Annotated in this window: 17 protein-coding genes, 2 tRNA genes and 3 rRNA genes; 16 read left to right on the top strand and 6 right to left on the bottom strand. The window is 42.7% G+C overall.

Annotated elements, in window-relative coordinates; translation table 11 throughout:
• Window positions 1–372: 372 nt before the first annotated feature.
• The gene (locus AB3G73_RS10355) at window positions 373–1,311 is read right to left on the bottom strand and encodes a DUF1848 domain-containing protein (protein ID WP_074559087.1); all 939 of its coding nucleotides are present in this window, start codon (window positions 1,309–1,311) and stop codon (window positions 373–375) included.
• A 311-nt stretch (window positions 1,312–1,622) separates the two neighbouring features.
• Complete coding sequence (locus AB3G73_RS10350) at window positions 1,623–1,949, bottom strand: cupin domain-containing protein (protein WP_195650060.1); 327 nt, start codon at window positions 1,947–1,949, stop codon at window positions 1,623–1,625.
• Between the two features lie 122 nt (window positions 1,950–2,071).
• On the opposite strand from AB3G73_RS10350, the gene AB3G73_RS10345 reads away from it, so the two are divergent.
• From AB3G73_RS10345 to AB3G73_RS10335, 3 genes are all read left to right on the top strand, one after another.
• Window positions 2,072–2,941, top strand: a complete 870-nt coding sequence (locus AB3G73_RS10345; RefSeq protein WP_148365024.1) for a hypothetical protein — start codon at window positions 2,072–2,074, stop codon at window positions 2,939–2,941.
• 154 nt (window positions 2,942–3,095) lie between these two features.
• Window positions 3,096–3,899 carry a helix-turn-helix domain-containing protein gene (locus AB3G73_RS10340; protein WP_320975196.1) on the top strand — a complete coding sequence of 268 codons (804 nt, stop codon included), beginning with the start codon at window positions 3,096–3,098 and terminating at the stop codon, window positions 3,897–3,899.
• Window positions 3,900–3,993: 94 nt separating this feature from the next.
• Window positions 3,994–4,365, top strand: a complete 372-nt coding sequence (locus AB3G73_RS10335) for a VOC family protein (RefSeq protein ID WP_367744789.1) — start codon at window positions 3,994–3,996, stop codon at window positions 4,363–4,365.
• A gap of 64 nt (window positions 4,366–4,429) precedes the next feature.
• Here AB3G73_RS10335 and AB3G73_RS10330 read toward each other — a convergent pair whose 3' ends face one another.
• Window positions 4,430–5,287, bottom strand: coding sequence for a GyrI-like domain-containing protein (locus AB3G73_RS10330; protein ID WP_148365022.1), 858 nt, complete (start codon window positions 5,285–5,287; stop codon window positions 4,430–4,432).
• Between the two features lie 311 nt (window positions 5,288–5,598).
• Here AB3G73_RS10330 and AB3G73_RS10325 point away from each other — a divergent pair, with 311 nt between their 5' ends.
• A complete protein-coding gene (locus AB3G73_RS10325; protein ID WP_004296847.1) occupies window positions 5,599–5,823 on the top strand; it encodes a winged helix-turn-helix domain-containing protein in 225 nt (74 codons plus the stop codon).
• A 261-nt stretch (window positions 5,824–6,084) separates the two neighbouring features.
• On the opposite strand, the gene AB3G73_RS10320 is transcribed toward AB3G73_RS10325, so the two are convergent.
• Window positions 6,085–7,194, bottom strand: coding sequence for an AAA family ATPase (locus tag AB3G73_RS10320; RefSeq protein WP_195650062.1), 1,110 nt, complete (start codon window positions 7,192–7,194; stop codon window positions 6,085–6,087).
• 1,777 nt (window positions 7,195–8,971) lie between these two features.
• On the opposite strand from AB3G73_RS10320, the gene AB3G73_RS10315 reads away from it, so the two are divergent.
• The 11 genes from AB3G73_RS10315 (at window position 8,972) to leuB (ending at window position 21,330) form a co-directional block, all read left to right on the top strand.
• Window positions 8,972–10,500 (top strand): 16S ribosomal RNA (locus AB3G73_RS10315).
• Between the two features lie 279 nt (window positions 10,501–10,779).
• Window positions 10,780–10,856: transfer RNA gene (locus tag AB3G73_RS10310), tRNA-Ile, on the top strand.
• 58 nt (window positions 10,857–10,914) lie between these two features.
• Window positions 10,915–10,988 (top strand) — tRNA-Ala (locus AB3G73_RS10305).
• A 160-nt stretch (window positions 10,989–11,148) separates the two neighbouring features.
• A 23S ribosomal RNA gene (locus tag AB3G73_RS10300) occupies window positions 11,149–14,028 on the top strand.
• Window positions 14,029–14,105: 77 nt separating this feature from the next.
• Window positions 14,106–14,216, top strand: a 5S ribosomal RNA gene (rrf, locus tag AB3G73_RS10295).
• The 16S, 23S and 5S rRNA genes sit together here with 2 tRNA genes alongside, the layout of an rRNA operon.
• Before the next feature lie 122 nt (window positions 14,217–14,338).
• Window positions 14,339–14,572: a hypothetical protein gene (locus AB3G73_RS10290; protein ID WP_148364591.1), complete on the top strand. Its 234-nt coding sequence runs from the start codon at window positions 14,339–14,341 to the stop codon at window positions 14,570–14,572.
• A 402-nt stretch (window positions 14,573–14,974) separates the two neighbouring features.
• Window positions 14,975–16,471, top strand: a complete 1,497-nt coding sequence (locus AB3G73_RS10285; RefSeq protein WP_004301125.1) for a 2-isopropylmalate synthase — start codon at window positions 14,975–14,977, stop codon at window positions 16,469–16,471.
• A gap of 81 nt (window positions 16,472–16,552) precedes the next feature.
• Entirely contained in the window at window positions 16,553–17,947 is a 1,395-nt protein-coding gene (leuC, locus tag AB3G73_RS10280; RefSeq protein WP_148364592.1) for a 3-isopropylmalate dehydratase large subunit, read from the top strand.
• 135 nt (window positions 17,948–18,082) lie between these two features.
• Window positions 18,083–18,679, top strand: coding sequence for a 3-isopropylmalate dehydratase small subunit (gene leuD, locus AB3G73_RS10275; RefSeq protein ID WP_148364593.1), 597 nt, complete (start codon window positions 18,083–18,085; stop codon window positions 18,677–18,679).
• The gene (locus AB3G73_RS10270; protein ID WP_167511741.1) at window positions 18,661–20,208 is read left to right on the top strand and encodes an alpha-isopropylmalate synthase regulatory domain-containing protein; all 1,548 of its coding nucleotides are present in this window, start codon (window positions 18,661–18,663) and stop codon (window positions 20,206–20,208) included. The genes leuD and AB3G73_RS10270 overlap by 19 nt, the downstream gene beginning before the upstream one ends.
• A 60-nt stretch (window positions 20,209–20,268) precedes the next feature.
• On the top strand, window positions 20,269–21,330 hold the full coding sequence (gene leuB, locus AB3G73_RS10265) for a 3-isopropylmalate dehydrogenase (RefSeq protein WP_367744784.1): 1,062 nt from the start codon (window positions 20,269–20,271) through the stop codon (window positions 21,328–21,330).
• Window positions 21,331–21,415: 85 nt separating this feature from the next.
• On the opposite strand, the gene AB3G73_RS10260 is transcribed toward leuB, so the two are convergent.
• Both AB3G73_RS10260 and AB3G73_RS10255 read right to left on the bottom strand, forming a co-directional pair.
• Window positions 21,416–22,105 (bottom strand): phosphatase PAP2 family protein, encoded by a 690-nt coding sequence (locus AB3G73_RS10260; RefSeq protein WP_148364595.1) that lies wholly within the window; start codon window positions 22,103–22,105, stop codon window positions 21,416–21,418.
• A gap of 51 nt (window positions 22,106–22,156) precedes the next feature.
• The gene (locus AB3G73_RS10255; protein WP_234132667.1) at window positions 22,157–23,992 is read right to left on the bottom strand and encodes an LTA synthase family protein; all 1,836 of its coding nucleotides are present in this window, start codon (window positions 23,990–23,992) and stop codon (window positions 22,157–22,159) included.
• A 131-nt stretch (window positions 23,993–24,123) separates the two neighbouring features.
• Here AB3G73_RS10255 and cysK point away from each other — a divergent pair, with 131 nt between their 5' ends.
• Entirely contained in the window at window positions 24,124–25,074 is a 951-nt protein-coding gene (gene cysK / locus AB3G73_RS10250; RefSeq protein ID WP_195650256.1) for a cysteine synthase A, read from the top strand.
• The last annotated feature ends 22 nt before the right edge of the window (window positions 25,075–25,096 follow it).

The raw sequence follows: 25,096 nt of genomic DNA, 5'->3' as shown, positions 1-25,096 counted from the left end.
ATAATGGGAATTTGATGGTTACCTTCTATTAGAAACAGCTGGCAGAGGAATTTGTTAGCCCGCATAAACTCTCTTTAATAAGATAAGGTATTCGATTCGAAAACTTTTGCATCTCTTCCAGTTTTACGCCTTGATTCTTTAAGAAAACTGTTAAATGTTAATGGCCGGCCACTCATTTGTTAATGCGGTTCTGATTCTATTAAACCATGTTATAAGATACGTTGCTTTGACCTCAAAATTTGGAGATAACCGAAAAGTCCGTATCTTTGTACTGTGTTTTTCATAGTATTAGATTTAAGGTTAACAAAAGATTGGCTGTCTGGGATAGATAGCCTTTTTTTATGCCTGTAAGCCAACTGTAGACCGAAGAGATTAAAACAACGAATATTGGTTATCCCGCAGGCTTTTCATCTCCCGTTCCTTTACGATATCCTCTTCGGATAAATGACCGATAAGTAGCGGTGAGTTTTTATCATGTTTCCTCCTATTATATACTGCCGTGTTATAATTGCCTTTGATGGCATAACAATAAATACATCCGTTCAGACAACTTTCATAAGTTCCGATATCAATGCTTTCAATGCAGTTGCAGATGTTACGCTGGTTTTTATCCTTTTGGGCGAGGATGGAATAACCGATGATCTTTTCTATCAGATTCTTATCGATACACAGGCCGCTCGGAATACCCAAATGTCTTAAATCCACCTTCACAGTACAAGTATCCAACTGTATGTCGGGATAAGCGTCTATTGTTTTTTTAAAAGAGACAGCCATTTCTTCTATTTCCTCTTGAGTCAGCGGATAGATGTTGAATGACCGTACAGAGTTCCGGATATGCTGGTAATGATCTATGAATCCTAGCATACATTTGGCAGTGTGGTCTTTGAGTCCGTCGGCAATCCGGGCAAATGCTTCCTGATGGAAAGAAACATTGTATTCCTCGTTCGTCAGTATCGGATCGTATCTCCAGATCACCCTTTCCCTGCCGATTTTATCAGCCAGCTTTTTAAAGGTATCCATTCGTTTATCGATGGAGGGCAAATGATTTTCCAGCTTTTCTCCGTAAGGGTTAAGTGTAAATTGGAAGTAATAGTTGTAATCCTGCAATTTCTCCAGTTGGTTGAGCATAGGTGCCGGGTTCTTGGTCCAGAAAACAAAACAATCTACTACAGCAGGAGATAAAGAGATCTTGCTAATCATTTTCGGATGATATGGATTGGGCACTAATACATATCTTTCTTTAATCCGGTTAAAAAACCACTGGGAATAGAATGCCGGAATATCTGTCCGGCGGCTGGCACTGATTATCATAGTTCAAAGTTACAAAAAAAAAGCCGATGTTGTTTCAATGATGTCCCTTTTTTGTATTCTTACTTACCCAAGAAGTAACTTGTGTGAATGAATATGTTAAATGTTAACGTGTAAAGTCTGAAATGTTAATACGCTTCCCAGAGTATTAAACCCTGTTATAATATGGGCTGTTTAGGCTCTAAAATTTGCTATTTACCTGAAATATGGTACCTTTGTACAGTGTTTTTTTCATAAGTATTAGATTTAAGGTTAACAAAAGATTGGTTGCTCGTGATGAGTAGCCATTTTTTGTTTTTATACACTATGGTTGTTTATTCCTTAATCATAGTCAACAGCATCTTAAATCTCTCCACTGCTGTAAGGGCATGCGGCGCATTCGCCGGAAATACGATACTTTCTCCTGCTTTTACGGTGAATAGATTTCCGTTTACAGTAATATTCGCTACCCCTTCCAATACCTGCACGAGCGCATCAAACGGAGCACGATGTTCGCTTAACCCTTCTCCTTTGTCGAAAGAAAATAAAGTGATATTTCCTGCCGGACTTTTGATTAACTGTTTGCTGATGACGCCTCCTTCAGTATATTCAATGAGGGAAGCCAAATGGAGCACAACTCCTTTTTGAAATGATTGTTCCATATTTGTTTTATTTTTAAGTTAATATCATGTATAGAACACTTATCAAATATGCATTGTTTGTCTATAACAAAAAACGATTTTTATTGTTATAGTACGAAAGTCTCAATAAACTAACCATTATTATGAAGAAGAATATCTTATTGTTTGGAGCACTGATAGGTGCTTTCTTATTGGTTTCCTGTTCGGGAGGAAACAAGAAACAGGCTGCGTCCTCCGTCACTCCGGAGGAATTGGATAATGCCAGTAAAGTGATAAACTATTATCATACATCGCTCATCGTGTTGAGGCATGTAGCTAATGCAAAAGACGTAAATGCGGTCTTGGGATATATGGAACAGACAGGAAAAGTTCCTGAAGTATCTCCGATAGCACCGCCTGAAGTATCTGCCAGAGACACTGCGGAATTGATGGATCCGGGAGATTACTTTAATATAGAAGTCCGTCAGAATCTGAAGCAGAGTTATAGAGGACTTTTTAGTGCACGGACGCAATTCTATGATAATTTTAATAAGTTTCTCTCTTACAAGCAGGCCAAAGAGACAGCCAAGGCTGGCAAGCTCTTGGATGAAAACTACCGGCTAAGTGTAGAAATGTCCGAATATAAACAAGTGATTTTTGATATTCTAAGCCCGCTCACGGAACAGGCTGAAAAAGAACTTCTTGCCGACGAACCGTTGAAAGATCAGATCATGGCTATGCGTAAGATGTCCGGCACTGTGCAAAGCATCATGAATCTTTATTCCCGCAAACATGCGCTGGACGGTATGCGTATTGACATGAAGATGGCGGAACTGAAGAAGGAACTCGAAGCTGCAAAGAAGCTTCCTGCTGTGACAGGCTATGATGAAGAACAGAAAAACTATTCTAGTTTCCTGTCTTCTGTAGAATCGTTTATGAAAGATATGCAGAAAGCAAGGGATAAAGGCGCATATTCCGACGCAGATTACAATGCGATGTCGGAAGCCTACGAATATGGACTTTCCGTTATCTAAAGAATTCTTCCTCTGTTTGGATGTGAGCTGTAATCATGCTTCTTCAAGCAGAGGATGCTTTTTTTAATTAAGTAAAGAAGTCCTTTTTTTACTATCCCCTTTTAAACAGGAGTTTTACTTTTGCATTTGGATTAAGAAATAATATCTTTGTTATATGCAATCATTTCAATTGATAAAACCCTGTTTTGCACTGGCTCCCTATATACGGCATTACTGGATATTGCAAGACGACTCAATAGCCCCTGTTTCCGAACGGACTCTGCCTATTGGCTGCATGCAACTGGTATTCCATAAAGGGAAACAACTTCTTTTGTCGGGCGAGTCGGAGCTGCAACCCCAATCCTTTATTTCCGGACAATCGGTCGGTTTCTCGGATGTGATGTCTACAGGCAGGATAGAGATGATTACTGTTGTTTTCCAACCTTATGCGGTAAAAGCATTGTTTCACATACCCAGTCATTTGTTCCGCGGACAGAATGTAGACACCGGTGCGATGGAAGATGCAGAACTGTCGGACTTAGTAAAACAGGTCACGGATACTTCTCGTAATGCAGTTTGTATTCGGTTGATAGAGCAGTTTTTTCTTCGTCGTTTATGCACTCTTCCCGAGTATAATCTCAAGCGCATGTCTGCTGTTTTCCATGAAATAAATCTCCGGCCGCAAATCAACATTTCTCATTTGTCGGAGACAGCCTGTTTGAGCAGCAAGCAATTCGGGCGTATCTTCACCGATTATGTCGGTACTACTCCCAAAGAATTTATTCGTATTATCCGTATGCAACGGGCGTTATTCATGCTGCAACAGGATGCTACTGTTCCTTTCGTACAAGTGGCTTATGAATGTGGCTTTTCCGATCAGTCTCACATGATAAAGGAATTCAAACTCTTTTCCGGTTATACCCCTGCGGAGTATCTTTCTGTATGTGCCCCTTATTCCGATTATTTCTCTAAACTCTGAAGATGTCTCTTTTTTCCTATCGGGCTTCCTCGTGTTACCCTACTTTTGCAATGTCTTTGCAAAGGCTTAGTAGTAACCATAAAAAAGAAACGAAATGAAAAAATTAATTGCATTTTTTGAGATTCCTGCTACCGATTTCCGTCGGGCTGTCGATTTTTACGAAACTGTGTTGGGTGTGCAACTTCCGACTTTTGAATGTGAAACAGAGAAAATGGCTTGTTTCACGGAAGAAGGTGAAACCGTCGGTGCAATATCTTATGCTTCAAACTTCGACTTTCTTCCTTCAACGCATGGCGTACTTATCCATTTCAACTGTGAGGATATTGAACAAACGTTGGAAAAAGTGCTTCTGAAAGGAGGGGAAGTGGTCAGTCCCAAAACAAAGATTGAGGCAGACGATAAAGGATGGTTTGCCGTATTCACGGATAGTGAAGGAAACAGGATTGGCGTCTATGCTGAAAAATAGCAGGTAGGGAAGAGGGAACAGCCTGTCTGGAAGTGACTGCTGTTCCTTCGTCCCCTTATCCGGATTATTCTACCGGAATATAGATCTCCGTCAGCAACTCTTCGGGAGGAGTGTCACATGGATTGTTCAGATAGCGCTCGGCACTGGCTTCATCACGCAGTGTACATTCCATTTCGGGCAGATACTTTCCGTAAATCGTATCGTATACAGCTTGCAGATTGTCATACGGTCCTTTGTAAAGGAAGATGGCATAACGTCCGGCTGGGATAACCTTGAATCCCACATCACTTTTGGGAGCAACTTTTACAGGCATCACCATGCATACGTCTGTACGCAGTTTCTCGGCTGGCGTCACTTTCGGATCATCGTGGTAAATGCAAAGCGGACTGAAATCTCCCATCGGCAGTTTTTGTTCTTTGATGAATTGGAATAAACGTCCCCAAGTGCCGCCGTAATCATTTAGTTTGTAGTCCCCTGTAAGGCGGATATAAATCACATTCCGTTCGGAGACATTTCTGATCTCTTTTTTTAGTTCCAGGTCTGGCCTGATAATCGCTGGTTTCATAATTACAAAGTTTTTATTGTTTCTATATTCTAAAGGTGAAATGCCATAAAATTGCTTGAACACTTTCGACAACGAAGAAGGAGATGAGTAGCCAATCCGGTAGGCGATGTCGGCAATCGGAATATCCGAGTAGCGGAGTAGGCGTGCGGCAGCTTCTGTCCGCGTCCGGACAATAAACGTACCAATCGGTTCACCGAGAAAAGCTTTCATGATCCGGTGAAAGTAAAAAGGAGAAAAGTTTGAAATTCTGGCCAGAGATTTTAAATCAATATCTTCTCCTAAATGTTGGATGATGTATTCCACTACCACATTTACGCACTTTTGATATTCTTCTTTCGTTGTTTTTTTCTGTTGCATAACTAATTTTGGTATTTCACTTCGCAAAGGTATTGGTAAAAAAGCGAAATGACTTGTCCGATATTGCGGAAATGTCAACTTTCTATTTTCTTTCTATGGTTTCCCTATACCTGTTTTGAGAATTTATTTTGATATATAATGTGCCTTCCAGTAGTGTTATGGTATGAACTATGACCGAGTTTTTAACCGTTAATTGCGAAATTGATTTTCTTGTTTTAAATAATGTCAAAAACTAAAATAAAAAATCTGGTTTTGTTGTAAACTATTGTTGAAATGACTATATTGTAACCGAATTATTAATAAAAATAGCCATGGATAAAACGATTGTAGGGAACAATGCCGGAAAGGTCTGGTATGCCCTGAAAGAAATTGGTGAAATTTCAATACCTGAATTGGCGAGAAGATTAAACCTAAGCGTAGAAAGTACAGCATTGGCCGCCGGTTGGTTGGCACGGGAGAACAAAATTTGTATCCAACGGAAAAATGGATTAATTGCTTTATCTGATGAAAGCGCTTTTCCCTTCAGCTTTGGATAATAGCAGGTTTTGTGAGTGAATATCTTAGAAGTTCCGTTAACTTATAAGTAAGAATATGTCCGTATAAGGTATCACAAGTTTAGTTTGAACTTAAGAAGTTTTATATTTAAAAGAGTTGCCCTATTATTGGGCAACTCTTTTAAATATAATAAACGTATAAAAATGTCGAATCGTGTCCGGCTGCAGATAAAATTTATATACTTATATTTCATAATAATAATTGCCTGTTTTTTCTCTGGCAATTCTATTCCGGAGAATATTTTAGAATCCTACCCGTTTTCTTCCCAAGGAGAAATCCATTCCTTCGTAATTATAGATTTCAGCCAGTGTCATGGGATGTGTTTGTTCGGGAATATCCAGACTTTCTTCCTTAATCAGTTGGTTAACCTTATCAGTGGTCAGGTCTTTAAATTCATATCGGGCAGCCAAGCGTCCCTTTCTAAGCAATGCTTCGTCGATATCTTTTAGTGGAGCATTAAAGGTGCAGATAAATTTGATACACAATTCATCGCTCAACAGTCCGTCGCTGATATTCAGTATGTTGACTAATCCGGCATTCATACGGTTGCCTCCGTTGCGGCTTGATAATAGTTCTTCGCAATCTTCTACGATGAAGATAGAGTTCTTTTGTTGGCGGATAAAAGTGATAAAGCTCGGATCCGAAAGTTTATCTACCAGATCCCCACTCATATAAATCATTCTTTTTTTACCAAGATTAATGAGATGGCGGATATAAGTAGTTTTTCCAGTACCTTGTTTCCCATGCAAAATGATTAATCCGCTTTTGTTGTCCTCTAGCAGGAAGTGTTCGATTTCGGCAGCTACGGGAACAAAATCATCGTTATAGTGACGATCAATCTGAATAGCAGGTTCATTGACTTGCGATTGTTTCAGGCTGAAGTAGTTATGAGAGTATGTTACTATAAATAGATTGTTAAGTTTCTCATTTTCCTTCTTGTGATTTTCGCAAATCTGATTGAGATGATTGATTTCCTCTTCGTCGATATTGGAATAGACAATCTTTACGCAATTATCAAAATAGCCGATCATTAAATTCTTTTTGCAGATAACGATACAGTCGTATAACTCTTTTGTACCTGTATTGTCTTCTTCTTCTTCCTCCTCTTCTTCTTTTTCATTTTCAAAATGATTGCAGTACACATGCTCGAATATATCGAACGCGTCATCTTGCTGATAAAGTTCCTTGATTTCTTTCAGAAAATCCTGGTTTACTTTATATTTCACCATTTTCATGGAAGGGAATCGTTTGAATATCTGATAGAATAGACTACAAATGCTACTGTCGCTGAACCATCCTGTGGAGTAATCAAAAATATCTGTGAAATCTGCGAGTGTGTATTCTTTACTCATTTTCTCTTTTTATATAAATCGAGTGGCAAAGGTACGAAATAAATCCATGATATGAACTGATCCGATTTATCATTTTCTCGAAAAACATAGGTGTGGATAGTTTCTTGTATTTATATCAAAGAGAAATCCTGCCTTCTGCAAGTGTTTTTTCATATTCATTTCTCATGTTCTCATAGGTGATATGATAACGGCTTGTAAATCAATAATATAATACTATGAGAAATAAAAGATAAAGTGGTATTTCTCATAGTATTTCCCTCATTTCTCCTTAAAAATGATGCATTTCTCATAGGTTTCCAATCATTTCTCCTCTTATTCTCATACTGCTTTTATCTGTTTAGCTCATTTCTCATGCATGATGGCTGTGGCTTTTTCCGGACTCTCTCCGGATTTATGATTATTCCTTTCCTTATGCCGTTTATTAATCAACTTCCTATTGTTTACTGCTTTTCTGTGTATCATTCACCTTGTATCTTCATGTTTTTCCTTAATCATAACCGTTTCTTCCTGCTGCTATCTGTATCGTTTCACTCCAGTGAACAAATCGTTCTACTCTAGTAGACGGTTCTTTCCACTTTAGTGCACAGACCTGTTCACTGGAGTGCAACAATACAGATGCCGGTAGGAAAATATGCTAATGTCTGCTCTATATACTTCCAACAAGCACTGATAATATATTGTAAAGCGGTGTGTAGTCTGGTATTCAACTTGATCTTTAGCCCGGAATCCAGCTTGAGAATTTATAGGATAAATAGTCAAAATACTATGAGAAATGCCTTGATAAGTTATGAGAAACAGGTTGTTTTATGTACAAAATGCGTGTCATACTATGAGAAATGCCGTTTTGTATTTTATTTCTCATAGTATTATATTATTGATTTACAAAAGATTATTGTGCATGTTATGAGAATATGAGAAATGAAAAAGAAAAATCCTTTTTCAGTAAGATCGAAGATTCTACGCATCATTCTCATACAAGTATCATATTAATGAATCAAACTTAGAAACGGAACTCGCTATAAAACCACTATCTCTTATATCTATCTTTCTTTCCTCTTATATTTATGACCTGATTCTTTAATTGTCCCCTAACGCAAATTGATCCCCGGTGCACTTACGCGCCCGCGTGTAATATAATAATGTGTAGCTCTCCGGTTGTTTCCGCACACACCCCACCCATATTTAAAAAATATGTTCTACAACATCGTTCTTCCTCAGCACTTTAGCAAATGTATTCAAAAATAATTAGAAAAAATAGTTTGATATATTTGGATTGTATACCAAAAGGGGCTACCTTTGCACCCGCTTTCCAAGAGAAGAAAGCCTTGAAAATTGACTTAGTGAAAAAGCGGAATCTCCCTTAAAGAAAAGAACAAAAAACTTCCGAAAAAGTTTGGATTATACTGAATAAAGTTCTTATCTTTGCAGTCCGATTCGCAAAGAAAACCGGCGAGTTCTTCTTTCATACATTCTTTCCCTTTCGCATAGAGAGCCAGAGAAATTGAGTAAAAAAGAAAAACTGAAAAAAAACTTCCGAAAAAGTTTGGTAGTTAAAAATAAAGCCCTTACCTTTGCACCCGCTTTTAAAACGAAAGCAACAAGTTCTTTGAAATATTGATAAACAATACAAGTAGTACAAGTAAAAATAGAACCGTCAATACTTGTCTTATGAAGTAGCGATACAATTAAGGCTGATAGGTATTTGAATAAGGTCAATAAAATTACGGCGTCCTGAACAGAGCAAATAATCATCTTAACCGATGATAAAAATACTTTTACAATGAAGAGTTTGATCCTGGCTCAGGATGAACGCTAGCTACAGGCTTAACACATGCAAGTCGAGGGGCAGCATTTCATTTTGCTTGCAAAGTGAAGATGGCGACCGGCGCACGGGTGAGTAACACGTATCCAACCTGCCGATAACTCGGGGATAGCCTTTCGAAAGAAAGATTAATATCCGATGGTATATCAATCCCGCATGAGATTGATATTAAAGAATTTCGGTTATCGATGGGGATGCGTTCCATTAGTTTGTTGGCGGGGTAACGGCCCACCAAGACTACGATGGATAGGGGTTCTGAGAGGAAGGTCCCCCACATTGGAACTGAGACACGGTCCAAACTCCTACGGGAGGCAGCAGTGAGGAATATTGGTCAATGGACGTAAGTCTGAACCAGCCAAGTAGCGTGAAGGATGACTGCCCTATGGGTTGTAAACTTCTTTTATATGGGAATAAAGTATTCCACGTGTGGGATTTTGTATGTACCATATGAATAAGGATCGGCTAACTCCGTGCCAGCAGCCGCGGTAATACGGAGGATCCGAGCGTTATCCGGATTTATTGGGTTTAAAGGGAGCGTAGGTGGATTGTTAAGTCAGTTGTGAAAGTTTGCGGCTCAACCGTAAAATTGCAGTTGAAACTGGCAGTCTTGAGTACAGTAGAGGTGGGCGGAATTCGTGGTGTAGCGGTGAAATGCTTAGATATCACGAAGAACTCCGATTGCGAAGGCAGCTCACTAGACTGTCACTGACACTGATGCTCGAAAGTGTGGGTATCAAACAGGATTAGATACCCTGGTAGTCCACACAGTAAACGATGAATACTCGCTGTTTGCGATATACAGTAAGCGGCCAAGCGAAAGCATTAAGTATTCCACCTGGGGAGTACGCCGGCAACGGTGAAACTCAAAGGAATTGACGGGGGCCCGCACAAGCGGAGGAACATGTGGTTTAATTCGATGATACGCGAGGAACCTTACCCGGGCTTAAATTGCATTTGAATATGTAGGAAACTATATAGCCGCAAGGCAAATGTGAAGGTGCTGCATGGTTGTCGTCAGCTCGTGCCGTGAGGTGTCGGCTTAAGTGCCATAACGAGCGCAACCCTTATCTTCAGTTACTAACAGGTCATGCTGAGGACTCTGGAGAGACTGCCGTCGTAAGATGTGAGGAAGGTGGGGATGACGTCAAATCAGCACGGCCCTTACGTCCGGGGCTACACACGTGTTACAATGGGGGGTACAGAAGGCAGCTACCTGGTGACAGGATGCTAATCCCAAAAACCTCTCTCAGTTCGGATCGAAGTCTGCAACCCGACTTCGTGAAGCTGGATTCGCTAGTAATCGCGCATCAGCCATGGCGCGGTGAATACGTTCCCGGGCCTTGTACACACCGCCCGTCAAGCCATGAAAGCCGGGGGTACCTGAAGTACGTAACCGCAAGGAGCGTCCTAGGGTAAAACTGGTAATTGGGGCTAAGTCGTAACAAGGTAGCCGTACCGGAAGGTGCGGCTGGAACACCTCCTTTCTGGAGTGATGCCGTAAACGATGTAATTCTGCATGAATAATGTAAAATACAACATCGTAAAAAAAAGTGACTTTAAAGGTTCTGTTTTTTGTACTACTGGTACTTGTTTATTTATAGAATATAGATCAACCATCTATAGAAGTATAGATAGAGATAAACAAGAGAAAAAAGAAGCCGAGTCTAACATACAGGTAGACAAGGTTGAATTATCGAGCAAGAGAGAGCAGAAGCGATGCTTGCATCGATTATGCCGAAAGCAGCCGATAATGCGTAGAACATAGTCCTATAGCTCAGTTGGTTAGAGCGCTACACTGATAATGTAGAGGTCGGCAGTTCAACTCTGCCTGGGACTACCAAGCTCAAGAACGAGTGAATGCCGCGTAAGCGGAATGCAGCAATTCTTGATAACCTCTTGGGGGATTAGCTCAGCTGGCTAGAGCATCTGCCTTGCACGCAGAGGGTCAACGGTTCGAATCCGTTATTCTCCACGATCTCTGAAAAGAGAAAACGATCTTTGACATGATGTACAAAAAGTAAAATTTTAGTAAGAGCTAAAAGTATATATCAAACCGTACGTGTTCGAGTATGCAATATTGACATCGGGAAGCAATTCCAAAGTCAATACCAATGCGAGAATAAGAAGTTTGAAAGAAAGTAAGCAAGGGCGCATGGCGGATGCCTTGGCTCTCGGAGGCGATGAAGGACGTGATAAGCTGCGATAAGCTTCGGGCAGGTGCAAATAACCTTTGATCCGAAGATTTCCGAATGGGACAACCCGGCATTCTGAAGGAATGTCATCCATCCTAGATGGAAGCTAACGCAGGGAACTGAAACATCTTAGTACCTGTAGGAAAAGAAAATAATAATGATTCCCCTAGTAGTGGCGAGCGAACGGGGATTAGCCCAAACCAATGTTGTTACGGCAATATTGGGGTTGTAGGACCACGACATCGCAAGACATTTCATGAGTAGAACCCTTTGGAAAATGGGACCATAGACGGTGATAGTCCGGTATACGAAGTGAAACGAAGCGTAGTGGTATCCTGAGTAGCGCGGGACACGAGAAATCTTGCGTGAATCTGCCGGGACCATCCGGTAAGGCTAAATACTCCCGAGAGACCGATAGCGAACCAGTACTGTGAAGGAAAGGTGAAAAGCACTTCGAATAGAAGAGTGAAATAGTCCCTGAAACCGTGCGCCTACAAGCGGTCGGAGCTGCGTAAGCAGTGACGGCGTGCCTTTTGCATAATGAACCTACGAGTTACTTTTTCCGGCAAGGTTAAGTGTCTCAAGACATGAAGCCGAAGCGAAAGCGAGTCTGAACAGGGCGATTAGTCGGAAGGAGTAGACGCGAAACCAAGTGATCTACCCTTGGTCAGGTTGAAGGTTAGGTAACACTAACTGGAGGACCGAACCGATAAGCGTTGAAAAGCTTCCGGATGAACTGAGGGTGGGGGTGAAAGGCTAATCAAACTTGGAGATAGCTCGTACTCCCCGAAATGCATTTAGGTGCAGCCTTGGGAATTACTACTGTGAGGTAGAGCGACTGATAAGATGCGAGGGCTTCACCGCCTATCAAGTCTTGATAAACTCCGAATGCGCAGTAGTTCGATCCCAGGAGTGAGGGCATGGGTGCTAAGGTCCATGTCCTAAAGGAGAAGAATCCAGACCATCAGCTAAGGTCCCGAAATAATTGCTAAGTTGAACTAACGAAGTCAGATTGCTAAGACAGCTAGGATGTTGGCTTGGAAGCAGCCATTCATTTAAAGAGTGCGTAACAGCTCACTAGTCGAGGAGTTTGGCGTGGATAATAATCGGGCATCAAGCAATTTACCGAAGCTATGGGATCAGTAATGATCGGTAGGGGAGCATTCCACTCCGCGTCGAAGGTGAAGCGTGAGCTTTGCTGGAGCGTGTGGAAAAGCAAATGTAGGTATAAGTAACGATAAAGGGGGTGAGAAACCCCCTCGCCGAAAGACTAAGGTTTCCTGATCAACGCTAATCGGATCAGGGTTAGTCGGGTCCTAAGGCTCAGCCGAACGGTGAGGCCGATGGCAGAACAGGTTAATATTCCTGTACTACCTTAAAGAGTGACGTGGAGACGGAGGAGTGACAGCGCCGCGGACTGACGGAATAGTCCGTTGAAGGGTGTAGATGTTGATTGCGGCAGGCAAATCCACCGCAAGAGTCGAACCTGATAGTATACCGAATTCTTCGGAATGAGGTAATAGTGCGTGTAAACATACTCCCAAGAAAATCCGCTAAACTTAATCTTTAAGGTACCCGTACCGCAAACGGACACACGTAGTCGGGTTGAATATACTAAGGCGCTTGAGTGATTCACGGTTAAGGAACTAGGCAAATTGACCCTGTAACTTCGGGATAAAGGGTCCCAACGAGAGTTGGGCGCAGAGAATAGGTCCAGGCAACTGTTTAACAAAAACACAGGGCTGTGCCAAATTGAAAGATAACGTATACAGCCTGACACCTGCCCGGTGCTGGAAGGTTAAGAGGAGATGTCATCGCAAGAGAAGCATTGAATTGAAGCCCCAGTAAACGGCGGCCGTAACTATAACGGTCCTAAGGTAGCGAAATTCCTTGTCGGGTAAGTTCCGACCTGCACGAATGGTGTAATGATCTGGACACTGTCTCAACCGTGAGCTCAGTGAAATTGTAGTATCGGTGAAGATGCCGATTACCCGCGATGGGACGAAAAGACCCCGTGAACCTTTACTATAGCTTAACATTGAATTTGGGTAATTGATGTGTAGGATAGGCCGGAGACTTCGAAGCAGGTACGCCAGTATTTGTGGAGTCGCTGTTGAAATACGGCCCTTTGATTATTTGAGTTCTAACTCGCTGATGCGAGGACACTGTTTGGTGGGTAGTTTGACTGGGGTGGTCGCCTCCAAAAGTGTAACGGAGGCTTCTAAAGGTGCCCTCAGGACGATTGGTAACCGTCCGTAGAGTGTAATGGCATAAGGGCGCTTGACTGGGAGACAGACAAGTCGATCAGGTAGGAAACTAGAGCATAGTGATCCGGTGTTTCCGTATGGAAGGGACATCGCTCAAAGGATAAAAGGTACTCCGGGGATAACAGGCTGATCCCTCCCAAGAGCTCATATCGACGGAGGGGTTTGGCACCTCGATGTCGGCTCGTCACATCCTGGGGCTGGAGAAGGTCCCAAGGGTTGGGCTGTTCGCCCATTAAAGTGGCACGCGAGCTGGGTTCAGAACGTCGTGAGACAGTTCGGTCTCTATCTATCGTGGGCGTATGAAATTTGCGTGGCTCTGACACTAGTACGAGAGGACCGTGTTGGACTGACCGCTGGTTTACCAGTTGTGCCGCCAGGTGCATTGCTGGGTATCTAAGTCGGGATTGGATAAGTGCTGAAAGCATCTAAGTACGAAGCCAGCCACAAGATTAGATTTCTTAGGGTCGTCAAAGACGATGACGTTGATAGGATGCAGGTGTAAAGGTGGTAACATCAAAGCCGAGCATTACTAATTGCCCGTTCACTTTCTTTCGAACATGTACCGGTTGGGTATATACGTTTAGCTTGCTATACACTGAAGTTTTACTTTTCATCATGTCATAACCTTATTCAGGTGGTTATAGCACGAGGGTTCCACCTCTTCCCATTCCGAACAGAGAAGTTAAGCCTCGTCACGCCGATGGTACTGCGTAACAGTGGGAGAGTAGGTAGCCGCCGTTTTTGAAGAAGCCCCTTGATTCATTTTGAGTCAAGGGGCTTTCTGTTTTGGTACTTTGCGAAAAAAGTGCTATATTTGCGACTGACAATTATTTTATTAAACGTTTAAAGCAAATTTAAAAGGTATGAAAACTAAATTATTTTTGGCTGCTGTAGCAGTAACATTTTCTTTTGCAATGATGTCTTGTACTGGTAACAAAACTACTAACGCTGCTTCTGAAGGTGAAGAAACAACTGTAGAAACAGTGGAAGCTGTTGTTGAATCTGATTCTTGCTGCCAGGCTAAGGACTCTTGTGCTACTGCTTGCGACAAAAAAGCTGATTGCGCAGAAAAGAAAGAATGTTGCGATAAGAAGTAATCTATTGATTTAGAACAATAAAGAAGGAGAGGGAGAGAATGGTTCAAACATTCTACTCCCTCTTTTCGTTTAATGAATATATCGCTTTATTCGTGATATATTTTTGCTAATAATCGGCTTTAACTTATGAAATGATATTTTTTTCGATAAAAAAGTAACGTATTATTTGGTGGTAAAGAAATAATCCATACCTTTGCACCGTCAAACTAATAAAAGAGACAAGAAATGAATCAGATGTTTATACATATTCTACTATGCGGTATTATTATTCTACTATCAAAGGTTAGTGGAAGTGAGTGCTGCGCGTAAATGTGTATAAATGAAAATATACGAAAGCCTTTCTCACTTCCAAGTGTGAAAGGCTTTTTTTAATGCTAATAATTATATAATATACATAAGAATATGGACAATAGGTTATTTATTTTTGATACCACTCTTAGAGATGGTGAACAGGTTCCGGGATGCCAGTTGAATACAGTAGAAAAGATTCAGGTAGCAAAGGCATTGGAAGCGTTGGGAGTAGACGTGATTGAAGCCGGATTCCCCATTTCGAGCCCGGGAGATTTTAATTCAGTAATTGAGATTTCAAAAGCGGTGACTTGGCCTACTATCTGTGCTTTGACCCGCGCAGTTCAAAAAGATATTGATGTAGCCGTAGATGCACTGAAATTTGCTAAACATAAACGTATTCACACTGGTATCGGTACTTCTGATTCGCACATTAAATATAAATTCAATTCGAATCGTGAAGAGATTATCGAACGTGCAGTAGCTGCTGTGAAATATGCCCGCCGTTTTGTAGACGATGTGGAATTTTATGCAGAAGACGCAGGCCGTACGGATAACGAATATCTGGCACGTGTGGTGGAAGCTGTCATCAAGGCTGGAGCTACCGTAGTGAATATCCCTGATACAACAGGTTACTGCTTGCCTTCAGAATATGGCGCCAAGATAAAATATCTGGTTGACCATGTAGACGGCATTGATAATGCCATACTTTCTACTCACTGTCACAATGACTTGGGTATGGCTACTGCCAATACGATAGCCGGTGTCTTGAACGGTGCGCGTCAGGTGGAAGTTACCATCAACGGTATTGGCGAACGTGCAGGAAATACTGCTCTCGAAGAAATCGCCATGATTATCAAGAGCCATCACGAAATTGATATCCAGACCAATATCAATACGCAGAAGATTTATCCGACCAGCCGTATGGTATCCAGCCTGATGAATATGCCGGTACAGCCTAATAAAGCAATCGTTGGACGTAACGCTTTCGCACACTCTTCAGGTATCCATCAGGATGGCGTATTGAAAAATGTACAGACATATGAGATTATCGATCCGCATGATGTGGGTATTGATGACAACTCTATCGTATTGACTGCCCGCAGCGGACGTGCAGCATTGAAAAATCGTCTTTCTATATTGGGAGTGAATCTGGATCAGGAAAAACTGGATAAGGTATATGATGAGTTCCTGAAGTTGGCTGATAAGAAGAAAGATATTAATGATGATGATATTTTAGTATTGGCAGGTGCAGACCGTAGCCAGAACCATCGCATCAAACTGGATTACTTGCAGGTGACGAGTGGTGTAGGTGTGCGTTCGGTAGCCAGTTTGGGATTGAATATTGCCGGTGAGAAGTTTGAAGCTTGTGCCAGTGGTAATGGTCCGGTAGATGCTGCTATCAAAGCATTGAAAAAGATTGTAGAACGGCACATGACTCTGAAAGAGTTTACTATTCAGGCTATCAGTAAGGGAAGTGATGATGTAGGTAAAGTGCACATGCAGGTAGAATATGATAACCAGATTTATTATGGTTTTGGTGCCAACACAGATATTATTGCTGCTTCGGTAGAAGCCTACATCGACTGTATCAACAAATTCAAATCGTAAAAAAGAGATTGACAGTCGGTTTGGTATTACAGAGATTGATTGAAATAGTAAATAGTAATTAGTAAAATAGTAAATAAACAGATGAATACATTATTTGATAAGATATGGGATGCCCACGTGGTGACTACTGTGGAAGATGGCCCTACACAGCTTTATATTGATCGGTTATATTGTCACGAAGTGACTAGTCCGCAGGCTTTTGCGGGATTGCGTGAACGTGGAATCGGAGTGTTGCGTCCGGAAAAGGTGTTTTGTATGCCTGACCATAATACACCGACACACGATCAGGATAAGGAGATTGAAGATCCGGTCTCTAAAACGCAGGTGGATACTTTGACAAAAAACGCGAAGGATTTCGGTCTGACGCACTACGGCATGATGCATCCGAAGAATGGTATTATCCATGTGGTAGGCCCCGAACGTGGTTTGACCTTGCCGGGAATGACGATTGTTTGCGGTGACTCTCACACTTCTACTCATGGTGCAATGGGAGCGATTGCTTTCGGTATCGGAACGAGTGAGGTGGAAATGGTGCTGGCTTCACAATGTATTCTCCAGTCGAGACCGAAAACAATGCGTATCACTGTAGACGGTGAACTGGGCAAAGGGGTGACTGCAAAGGATGTGGCTCTGTATATGATGTCTAAGATGACTACCAGTGGTGCTACAGGTTACTTCGTGGAATATGCAGGTTCGGCTATCCGCAATCTGACAATGGAGGGACGTCTTACCCTTTGCAACCTTTCGATTGAAATGGGTGCACGTGGTGGGATGGTTGCTCCGGATGAAGTGACTTTTGAATATATCAAAGGACGTGAAAATGCTCCGCAAGGCGAAGCATGGGACAAGGCTTTGGCTTATTGGAAGACATTGAAGAGTGATGATGATGCCGTGTTTGATAAAGAAGTCCGTTTCGAAGCGGCTGATATTGAACCGATGATTACTTATGGAACGAATCCGGGTATGGGTATGGGAATCACACAACACATTCCTACCATGGAAGGAATGAGTGAAGCTGCACAGGTTTCGTTCAAGAAATCAATGGAGTATATGGGATTCCAACCGGGTGAATCTTTGTTGGGTAAGAAGATTGATTATGTATTCCTTGGGGCTTGTACAAACGGTCGTATTGAGGATTTCCGTGCATTTGCTTCCATCGTGAAAGGTCGTAAGAAAGCGGAGAATGTTATTGCATGGCTGGTTCCGGGTTCATGGATGGTAGACGCACAGATCCGTAAGGAAGGAATCGACAAGATATTGACGGAAGCCGGATTTGCTATCCGTCAGCCGGGATGTTCTGCTTGTCTGGCAATGAACGATGATAAGATTCCTGCCGGAAAGTATTCGGTATCTACCAGTAACCGTAATTTTGAAGGACGTCAGGGACCCGGTGCACGCACTTTGCTGGCTAGTCCGCTGGTAGCTGCCGCTGCTGCGGTGACAGGTGTGATTACCGATCCGAGAAAACTGATTTGATTTTACGATTAGACAATTTACGATTTACGATTGAAAAATGGTCGTGAATCAGATTGTCTGTCGTAAGAGAATGAGTCAATAGTAATTTCAATCGTTAAATAGTAAATAGTAAATCGTTAAATCGTAAATAAAAAGATGGCTAAGACAAAATTTAATATAATAACAAGTACTTGTGTACCTCTTCCTTTAGAAAACGTAGATACTGACCAGATTATTCCGGCACGTTTCCTGAAAGCAACCACTCGTGAAGAAAAATTCTTCGGTGATAATCTTTTCCGTGACTGGCGTTATAATGCTGACGGTTCCCTGAACAAGGATTTTGTGTTAAACAATCCTACTTACAGCGGACAGGTATTGGTGGCAGGAAAAAACTTCGGTTCGGGTTCCAGCCGTGAACACGCTGCCTGGGCCATTGCAGGATATGGTTTCCGCGTGGTGGTATCCAGTTTCTTTGCCGATATTCATAAGAATAATGAGTTGAACAACTTTGTGCTGCCGGTGGTTGTTACCGAGGAGTTTCTGCAGGAGTTGTTCGATTCGATAGAAGCGGACCCGAAGATGGAAGTGGAAGTGAACCTTCCCGAACAGACCATCACCAACAAGGCGACAGGTAAAAGTGAACATTTCGAAATCAATGCTTATAAGAAACTTTGTTTGATGAACGGATTGGACGATATCGATTTCTTGTTGAGCAATAAAGATAAAATAGAAGAATGGGAAAAGAAGGCGTGAAAATAGAAATCATGGACACAACGCTCCGTGATGGTGAACAAACCAGCGGAGTGTCTTTCGTGCCTCATGAGAAACTAATGATCGCCCGTTTACTGTTAGAAGATTTAAAGGTAGACCGGGTGGAAGTTGCTTCGGCGCGTGTGTCGGACGGTGAGTTTGAAGCCGTGAAGATGATTTGCGACTGGGCTGCCCGTCGTAATCTGCTCCATAAAGTGGAAGTGCTCGGCTTTGTCGACGGGCATACTTCTGTCGATTGGATTCAGCGTACCGGTTGCCGTGTGATAAATCTTCTTTGTAAAGGTTCATTGAAGCATTGTACGCAACAACTGAAAAAGACACCGGAAGAACATCTGGCGGATATCATAAGTGTGGTGCATTATGCCGACGAACAGGATATAACCGTCAATGTTTATCTGGAAGATTGGAGCAACGGTATCAAGGATTCTCCCGAATACGTGTTTCAGTTGATGGATGGATTGAAAGAAACGAGCGTCAAGCGTTTTATGTTGCCTGATACGTTGGGTATCTTGAATCCTTTGCAAGTGATAGAGTATATGCGGAAGATGAAGAAACGTTATCCGAATACTCATCTCGATTTCCATGCGCACAATGATTATGATTTGGCTGTGAGTAATGTCCTTGCCGCGGTATTAAGTGGTGTCAAAGGATTGCATACAACCATCAACGGACTGGGCGAACGGGCAGGAAATGCTCCTCTCGCAAGTGTGCAGGCTATCCTGAAAGACCATTTCAATGCGGTGACCAATATCGACGAAAGCCGTTTGAATGATGTCAGCCGGGTAGTGGAGTCTTATTCGGGAATTGTGATACCTGCCAATAAACCGATTGTAGGTGAGAATGTCTTTACGCAAGTGGCAGGAGTGCATGCCGACGGGGATAACAAGAATAATCTCTACTGTAATGATTTGCTTCCCGAACGTTTTGGCCGTAAGCGGGAATATGCATTGGGTAAGACAAGCGGTAAAGCGAATATCCGCAAGAACCTCGAAGATCTTGGACTGGAGCTGGACGAAGATGCTATGCGCAAGGTAACGGAACGCATCATCGAGTTGGGCGACAAGAAAGAGCTGGTCACACAGGAAGATTTGCCGTACATTGTTTCGGATGTGTTGAAACACGGAGCAGTGGGTGAGAAGGTTAAACTGAAGAGCTATTTTGTGAATCTGGCTCATGGGCTGAAACCGATGGCAACGTTGAAGATAGAAATCAACGGAAAAGAGTATGAAGAGAGTTCAGGCGGCGATGGTCAGTATGATGCTTTTGTTCGTGCGCTGCGTAAGATATATAAGGTGACATTAGGACGTAAATTCCCGATGTTGACCAATTATGCGGTAACCATCCCTCCCGGTGGACGTACGGATGCATTTGTGCAGACAGTTATCACGTGGAGTTATGATGAGCAGGTGTTCCGTACCCGCGGACTCGATGCCGACCAGACAGAGGCTGCCATCAAGGCTACTATGAAGATGTTGAACCTCATCGAAGATGAATACGAGAAGAGCAAGTGAGAAACAACTTGCCCGAAGAATGTTTTTTATAAGAATATATAAATAGAAGAATAAACGATTATGGATTTTAAAATTGCTGTATTAGCAGGCGACGGCATCGGACCGGAGATCTCTGTGCAAGGTGTAGATGTGATGAGTGCCGTTTGCGAGAAGTTTGGTCACAAAGTAAGTTACGAATATGCAATCTGTGGAGCTGATGCGATTGATAAAGTAGGCGATCCGTTTCCGGAAGCAACTTATCAGGTTTGTAAAGAGGCGGATGCTGTTTTGTTCTCTGCCGTAGGTGATCCGAAATTTGACAATGATCCTACTGCCAAGGTACGTCCGGAACAAGGTTTGCTGGCTATGCGTAAGAAACTGGGTCTTTTCGCTAATATCCGTCCGGTACAGACATTCAAATGCCTGATCCACAAATCTCCGTTGCGTGCGGAGTTGGTAGAAAATGCCGATTTTATCTGTATCCGTGAGCTGACTGGAGGTATGTATTTCGGTGAAAAGTATCAGGATAATGACAAGGCGTATGATACGAACTATTATACTCGTCCGGAAATCGAACGTATTTTGAAGGTGGCTTTCGAATATGCGATGAAGCGCAGAAAACATCTGACTGTGGTAGATAAGGCAAATGTGTTGGCTTCTTCCCGTCTGTGGCGTCAGATCGCACAGGAAATGGCTCCGAACTATCCGGAAGTGACAACTGATTATATGTTTGTGGATAATGCTGCAATGAAGATGATTCAGGAACCTGCTTTCTTCGATGTGATGGTAACGGAAAATACATTCGGTGACATCCTGACTGACGAAGGTTCTGTAATCAGTGGTTCTATGGGCTTGCTTCCTTCTGCTTCTACAGGTGAAAGTACTCCGGTATTTGAACCGATTCACGGTTCATGGCCGCAGGCTAAGGGATTGAATATTGCTAATCCATTGGCACAGATTCTTTCTGTAGCTATGTTGTTCGAGTATTTCGACCTTAAAGAAGAGGGTGCATTGATTCGTAAAGCCGTAGATGCTTCTTTGGATGAGAATGTACGCACACCGGAAATACAAGTGACTGAAGGTGCTAAGTACGGAACAAAAGAAGTAGGACAGTGGATTGTTGATTATATCAAGAAAGCTTGATAAACCCGGATAAAAAAGTAAAAGCCTGGCATCGGATAACGGTGTCAGGCTTTTACTTTTTAGTTCGAAATAGTGTTGTTGTGTTCTACCAACTTTTAATAGTGGAATATAGAACGATACCGAGCACGGTCAGTAATCCTACATAAATAGTGACTGACCATTGTTTTATTTCTTTTCTCTTCGTGCGGGTGGAAGGTTCCAGATAGATGGCTGCTTTGTGGGCGATGGTGCAGAACAACCAACCGCCGAATCCTCCGATAATACCTCCTACGAGTAAATCACCGGGATAATGTACACCCAGGTATATACGTGTGTAGCAGTTGAGTATTGCCCAGGTCAGGATGAAAATGCTTAGCCAACGTTTACGGAACAGGAATATGACAAACATGGCAAGACCTAATGAATTGGCTGCATGGCACGATGGGAAACCGTAGCTTCCCCCGCGGTAACCATTTACGATATATACCAGATCTACAATCGGGTTCTCCGGATTGGCGGGACGCAGACGTGCTACTACCGGACGAATGATGCTGCTGCACATTTGGTCGGCAAAGGTGATAGTCAGTGCAATGGCAGCCACGTAACACAGTACTACTTTCCAGTGGAAGTTTTTTAATAAAATATACAATATAGTGGCATACATGGGAATCCAGATGAATTTACCCGTGAAAGAACTCATGAAATAATCCCAGAAAGGGGAATGTATGCCATTGAAAGACAAGAAGATATTTGTATCTATCTCCGAAAGATATTGGACAATTCCGGTGTGTATCATCAGGCTTTATTGTTCTATATTACTTTATAAATATTCAATATAATTCATTTCCTAGCGTTTTGCCAGGTCATCGTAGAGCTTCTGCAGGAACGCTTTTCCCTTTTCCAGATTGGCTCCTTTGGCGGTACCTTCGTCTAGTTGCACAGTATTTGCGTCCAGATTGTACACTAATTGGTTATCGGCGGTAATCATTCCGAAATAGTTCGGTCGGGTGAAGTATGCGAAATGAGGAGAGGCCGGATTCATGATATTCTTGCTGAAAGTAAATTCATCATGCGGCAATCCTAATTGGGCAAGCAAGGTGGCGGCAATGTCAATTTGTGAAGCATAAGTATCTACCACAAGAGGTTGTTTGATTGCACCTCCGATTAAAATCAGCGGAATGGTTTGGCCGTCCAGCGGATTTTCTATGGGATATGGGTATGCACCCTGATGATCGGGAACGAGTACAAACAGTGTGTTTTTCCATAGCGGTGTCTCTTGATACTGTTTCACGAAATCTCCTACACAACTATCGGCATACGCAAAGGAGTTGAGGATTTTATCATCCAGCCTGTGGAACGGGACTTCGAACGGTTCGTGGCTGCTTGATGTCTGAACAAGTTTCAGGAACGGTTCTTTTTGTTTTTCTTCTTTCAGGTCTTTCATCAGGCGTTGGAATAAGACGTGATCCTGTGCTCCCCATTTTCCTGTACGTTCGGACAGAGGAAAATCCTTATCGGAAATAATCTTCTCGATACCGGAAGATACCAGATAAGAGCGCATGTTTGTGAAATCGGCATCTCCGCCATAGTAATATTCCAAGTTGTATCCGGCATTTTTCAGGCTGCGCGGTATAGAAGGAAGTTTGTCCGTCTTTTCGGGATATTTCATGATGCTGGTGCTTGGCTGGCCGGGATATCCGCTGATGATGGATGCCAGTCCGCGGTCTGTGCGGAAACTGCTGCCGTAGAAGTTGCTGAATAATACGCCTTCTTTAGCGAATTTATCCATATTGACAGCCACATTGGGTTGTCCTCCGAAAGTTTCCATCAAGTGTGTGGAGAAACTCTCAAGGATAATAAAAATAATGTTCGGACGTTGTGTATTCAATAATTGGGGGATGCTGTCTGTTGCTGAGACAGGTTTGTCTACCATCTCTGCAAATAATTCGTCGGCTATTTTCGGGTCCATGAAGCGATATTGCTTATCGAAATTATTCTGGTGGGTGGCGGAATACATGAAGCTGAATGCCGGATTGATGGCTGCATGATTCATGCGTTGGTCCTGACTGAAGTATACCTTGCTCAAATTCATGGTGGACACGCTGAATCCGCCCCGGATGGGGATGAAGAGTGCCGCTGTCAGCAAAAGGAGCGCAAGCGAGACATTCTGACGTCGATAAGGTATTTTCAGGGGCTTTTTCTCCCGGATAAGGACGTAATAGAAAATGAAGTATAAAATTGCTGCATAGATCAGCATAGATAAGATTCCCAATAATACAAACCAAAAGCTGACACTTGCCATAGCATCTTTGGGGGAAGAGAAGAAATAGAAAACGGGGGTGGCATCCAGACGGAATCCCCAAAAGCCGTATAATCCCAGGTCGATGATAAAAATGCAGGCCATGACAAAGGCGATTGCTCCGAAATAGCCTTGCCGGATGCGGCGGAGTATGGATGAACTCGTCCAGGCGGAGGCGATGAGCAGTAAGCCTGGGATGGCGGTCAGGTAACCTGCAAGAGATAAATCCAGAGGCAATCCGTGCCACATGATGCGGAAGTAGTCACCTAAAGATGCGTCGGTATATAAATCATGGTAGTAAACCATGAAGATTGGTTTCTGAAGAACGAATAAAAGAACAAATAAAAAATAGGTCGTGAGAAATTGTATGATTCTCTTTTTCATATCTGTAAACTTAAAAAGATTGAACGGATACAAAGTTACTATACTTTTCCTTATCTTTCTCATGAAGTGATATAAAACATACCTTTTTTTCCATATCTTTGTCGTGTCTGTGACAAAAATAAAGTAATAAGATGGCAAAGATTGCAAGGAAACTAACCGATTTAGTGGGGAATACCCCTTTGATGGAACTTTCCGGTTATAGTGGAAAGTACGGTCTGGAACAAAATATTATTGCCAAACTGGAGGCTTTTAATCCGGCGGGAAGTGTAAAAGACAGAGTGGCTCTTTCGATGATTGAAGATGCGGAAGCTCGTGGAGCACTGAAACCCGGTGCAACGATTATTGAGCCGACAAGTGGAAATACAGGTGTCGGGTTGGCAATGGTAGCCACTATTAAAGGGTATCACCTGATATTGACCATGCCCGAAACAATGAGCCTGGAACGGCGGAACCTGTTGAAAGCATTGGGTGCGCAGATTGTATTGACGGACGGGTTAGGAGGAATGGCAGCTTCTATTGCCAAGGCGCAGGAGTTGCGTGATAGTATTCCCGGTTCGGTGATCTTGCAACAATTTGAGAATCCGGCTAATGCGGCTGTTCATGAACGGACGACAGGTGAAGAGATCTGGCGCGATACCGATGGTGAAGTGGCTGTTTTTGTAGCCGGAGTGGGTACTGGAGGAACAGTGTGCGGTGTAGCCCGTGCTTTAAAGAAACATAATCCGGATATTTATATTGTGGCGGTGGAACCGTCGTCGTCTCCTGTATTGGCGGGAAGAGAGGCAGCTCCGCATCGTATTCAGGGTATCGGAGCGAATTTTATTCCCAAGCTTTATGACGCTTCTGTGGTAGATGAGGTGATGGGTGTGCCCGATGACGAAGCGATTCGTGCGGGACGTGAGTTAGCGGCAACAGAAGGTCTGCTGGCGGGAATTTCTTCGGGAGCAGCCGTGTATGCTGCCCGTCAACTGTCACTGCGTCCGGAATTTAAGAACAAAAAAATAGTAGCGTTGTTACCTGATACGGGAGAGCGTTATTTGTCGACCGAACTGTTTGCTTTTGACGCATATCCATTGGATTAATTTATTCACTAAAAAAGACCTG

This window comes from Bacteroides sp. L008, assembly GCF_040812255.1.
Taxonomy (GTDB): Bacteria; Bacteroidota; Bacteroidia; order Bacteroidales; family Bacteroidaceae; genus Bacteroides; species Bacteroides vicugnae.
The sequence above is the reverse complement of the archived record's forward strand: the minus strand, read 5'-3'. Positions and strand labels throughout refer to the sequence as shown.

What these genes read in the sequence shown, in the direction of transcription:
- AB3G73_RS10355 (WP_074559087.1), bottom strand. Translation starts at nt 1,311, where the DNA reads ATGATAATCAGTGCCAGCCGCCGGACAGATATTCCGGCATTCTATTCC.
- AB3G73_RS10350 (WP_195650060.1), bottom strand. Translation starts at nt 1,949, where the DNA reads ATGGAACAATCATTTCAAAAAGGAGTTGTGCTCCATTTGGCTTCCCTC.
- AB3G73_RS10345 (WP_148365024.1), top strand. Translation starts at nt 2,072, where the DNA reads ATGAAGAAGAATATCTTATTGTTTGGAGCACTGATAGGTGCTTTCTTA.
- AB3G73_RS10340 (WP_320975196.1), top strand. Translation starts at nt 3,096, where the DNA reads ATGCAATCATTTCAATTGATAAAACCCTGTTTTGCACTGGCTCCCTAT.
- AB3G73_RS10335 (WP_367744789.1), top strand. Translation starts at nt 3,994, where the DNA reads ATGAAAAAATTAATTGCATTTTTTGAGATTCCTGCTACCGATTTCCGT.
- AB3G73_RS10330 (WP_148365022.1), bottom strand. Translation starts at nt 5,287, where the DNA reads ATGCAACAGAAAAAAACAACGAAAGAAGAATATCAAAAGTGCGTAAAT.
- AB3G73_RS10325 (WP_004296847.1), top strand. Translation starts at nt 5,599, where the DNA reads ATGGATAAAACGATTGTAGGGAACAATGCCGGAAAGGTCTGGTATGCC.
- AB3G73_RS10320 (WP_195650062.1), bottom strand. Translation starts at nt 7,194, where the DNA reads ATGAGTAAAGAATACACACTCGCAGATTTCACAGATATTTTTGATTAC.
- AB3G73_RS10290 (WP_148364591.1), top strand. Translation starts at nt 14,339, where the DNA reads ATGAAAACTAAATTATTTTTGGCTGCTGTAGCAGTAACATTTTCTTTT.
- AB3G73_RS10285 (WP_004301125.1), top strand. Translation starts at nt 14,975, where the DNA reads ATGGACAATAGGTTATTTATTTTTGATACCACTCTTAGAGATGGTGAA.
- leuC (WP_148364592.1), top strand. Translation starts at nt 16,553, where the DNA reads ATGAATACATTATTTGATAAGATATGGGATGCCCACGTGGTGACTACT.
- leuD (WP_148364593.1), top strand. Translation starts at nt 18,083, where the DNA reads ATGGCTAAGACAAAATTTAATATAATAACAAGTACTTGTGTACCTCTT.
- AB3G73_RS10270 (WP_167511741.1), top strand. Translation starts at nt 18,661, where the DNA reads ATGGGAAAAGAAGGCGTGAAAATAGAAATCATGGACACAACGCTCCGT.
- leuB (WP_367744784.1), top strand. Translation starts at nt 20,269, where the DNA reads ATGGATTTTAAAATTGCTGTATTAGCAGGCGACGGCATCGGACCGGAG.
- AB3G73_RS10260 (WP_148364595.1), bottom strand. Translation starts at nt 22,105, where the DNA reads ATGATACACACCGGAATTGTCCAATATCTTTCGGAGATAGATACAAAT.
- AB3G73_RS10255 (WP_234132667.1), bottom strand. Translation starts at nt 23,992, where the DNA reads ATGAAAAAGAGAATCATACAATTTCTCACGACCTATTTTTTATTTGTT.
- cysK (WP_195650256.1), top strand. Translation starts at nt 24,124, where the DNA reads ATGGCAAAGATTGCAAGGAAACTAACCGATTTAGTGGGGAATACCCCT.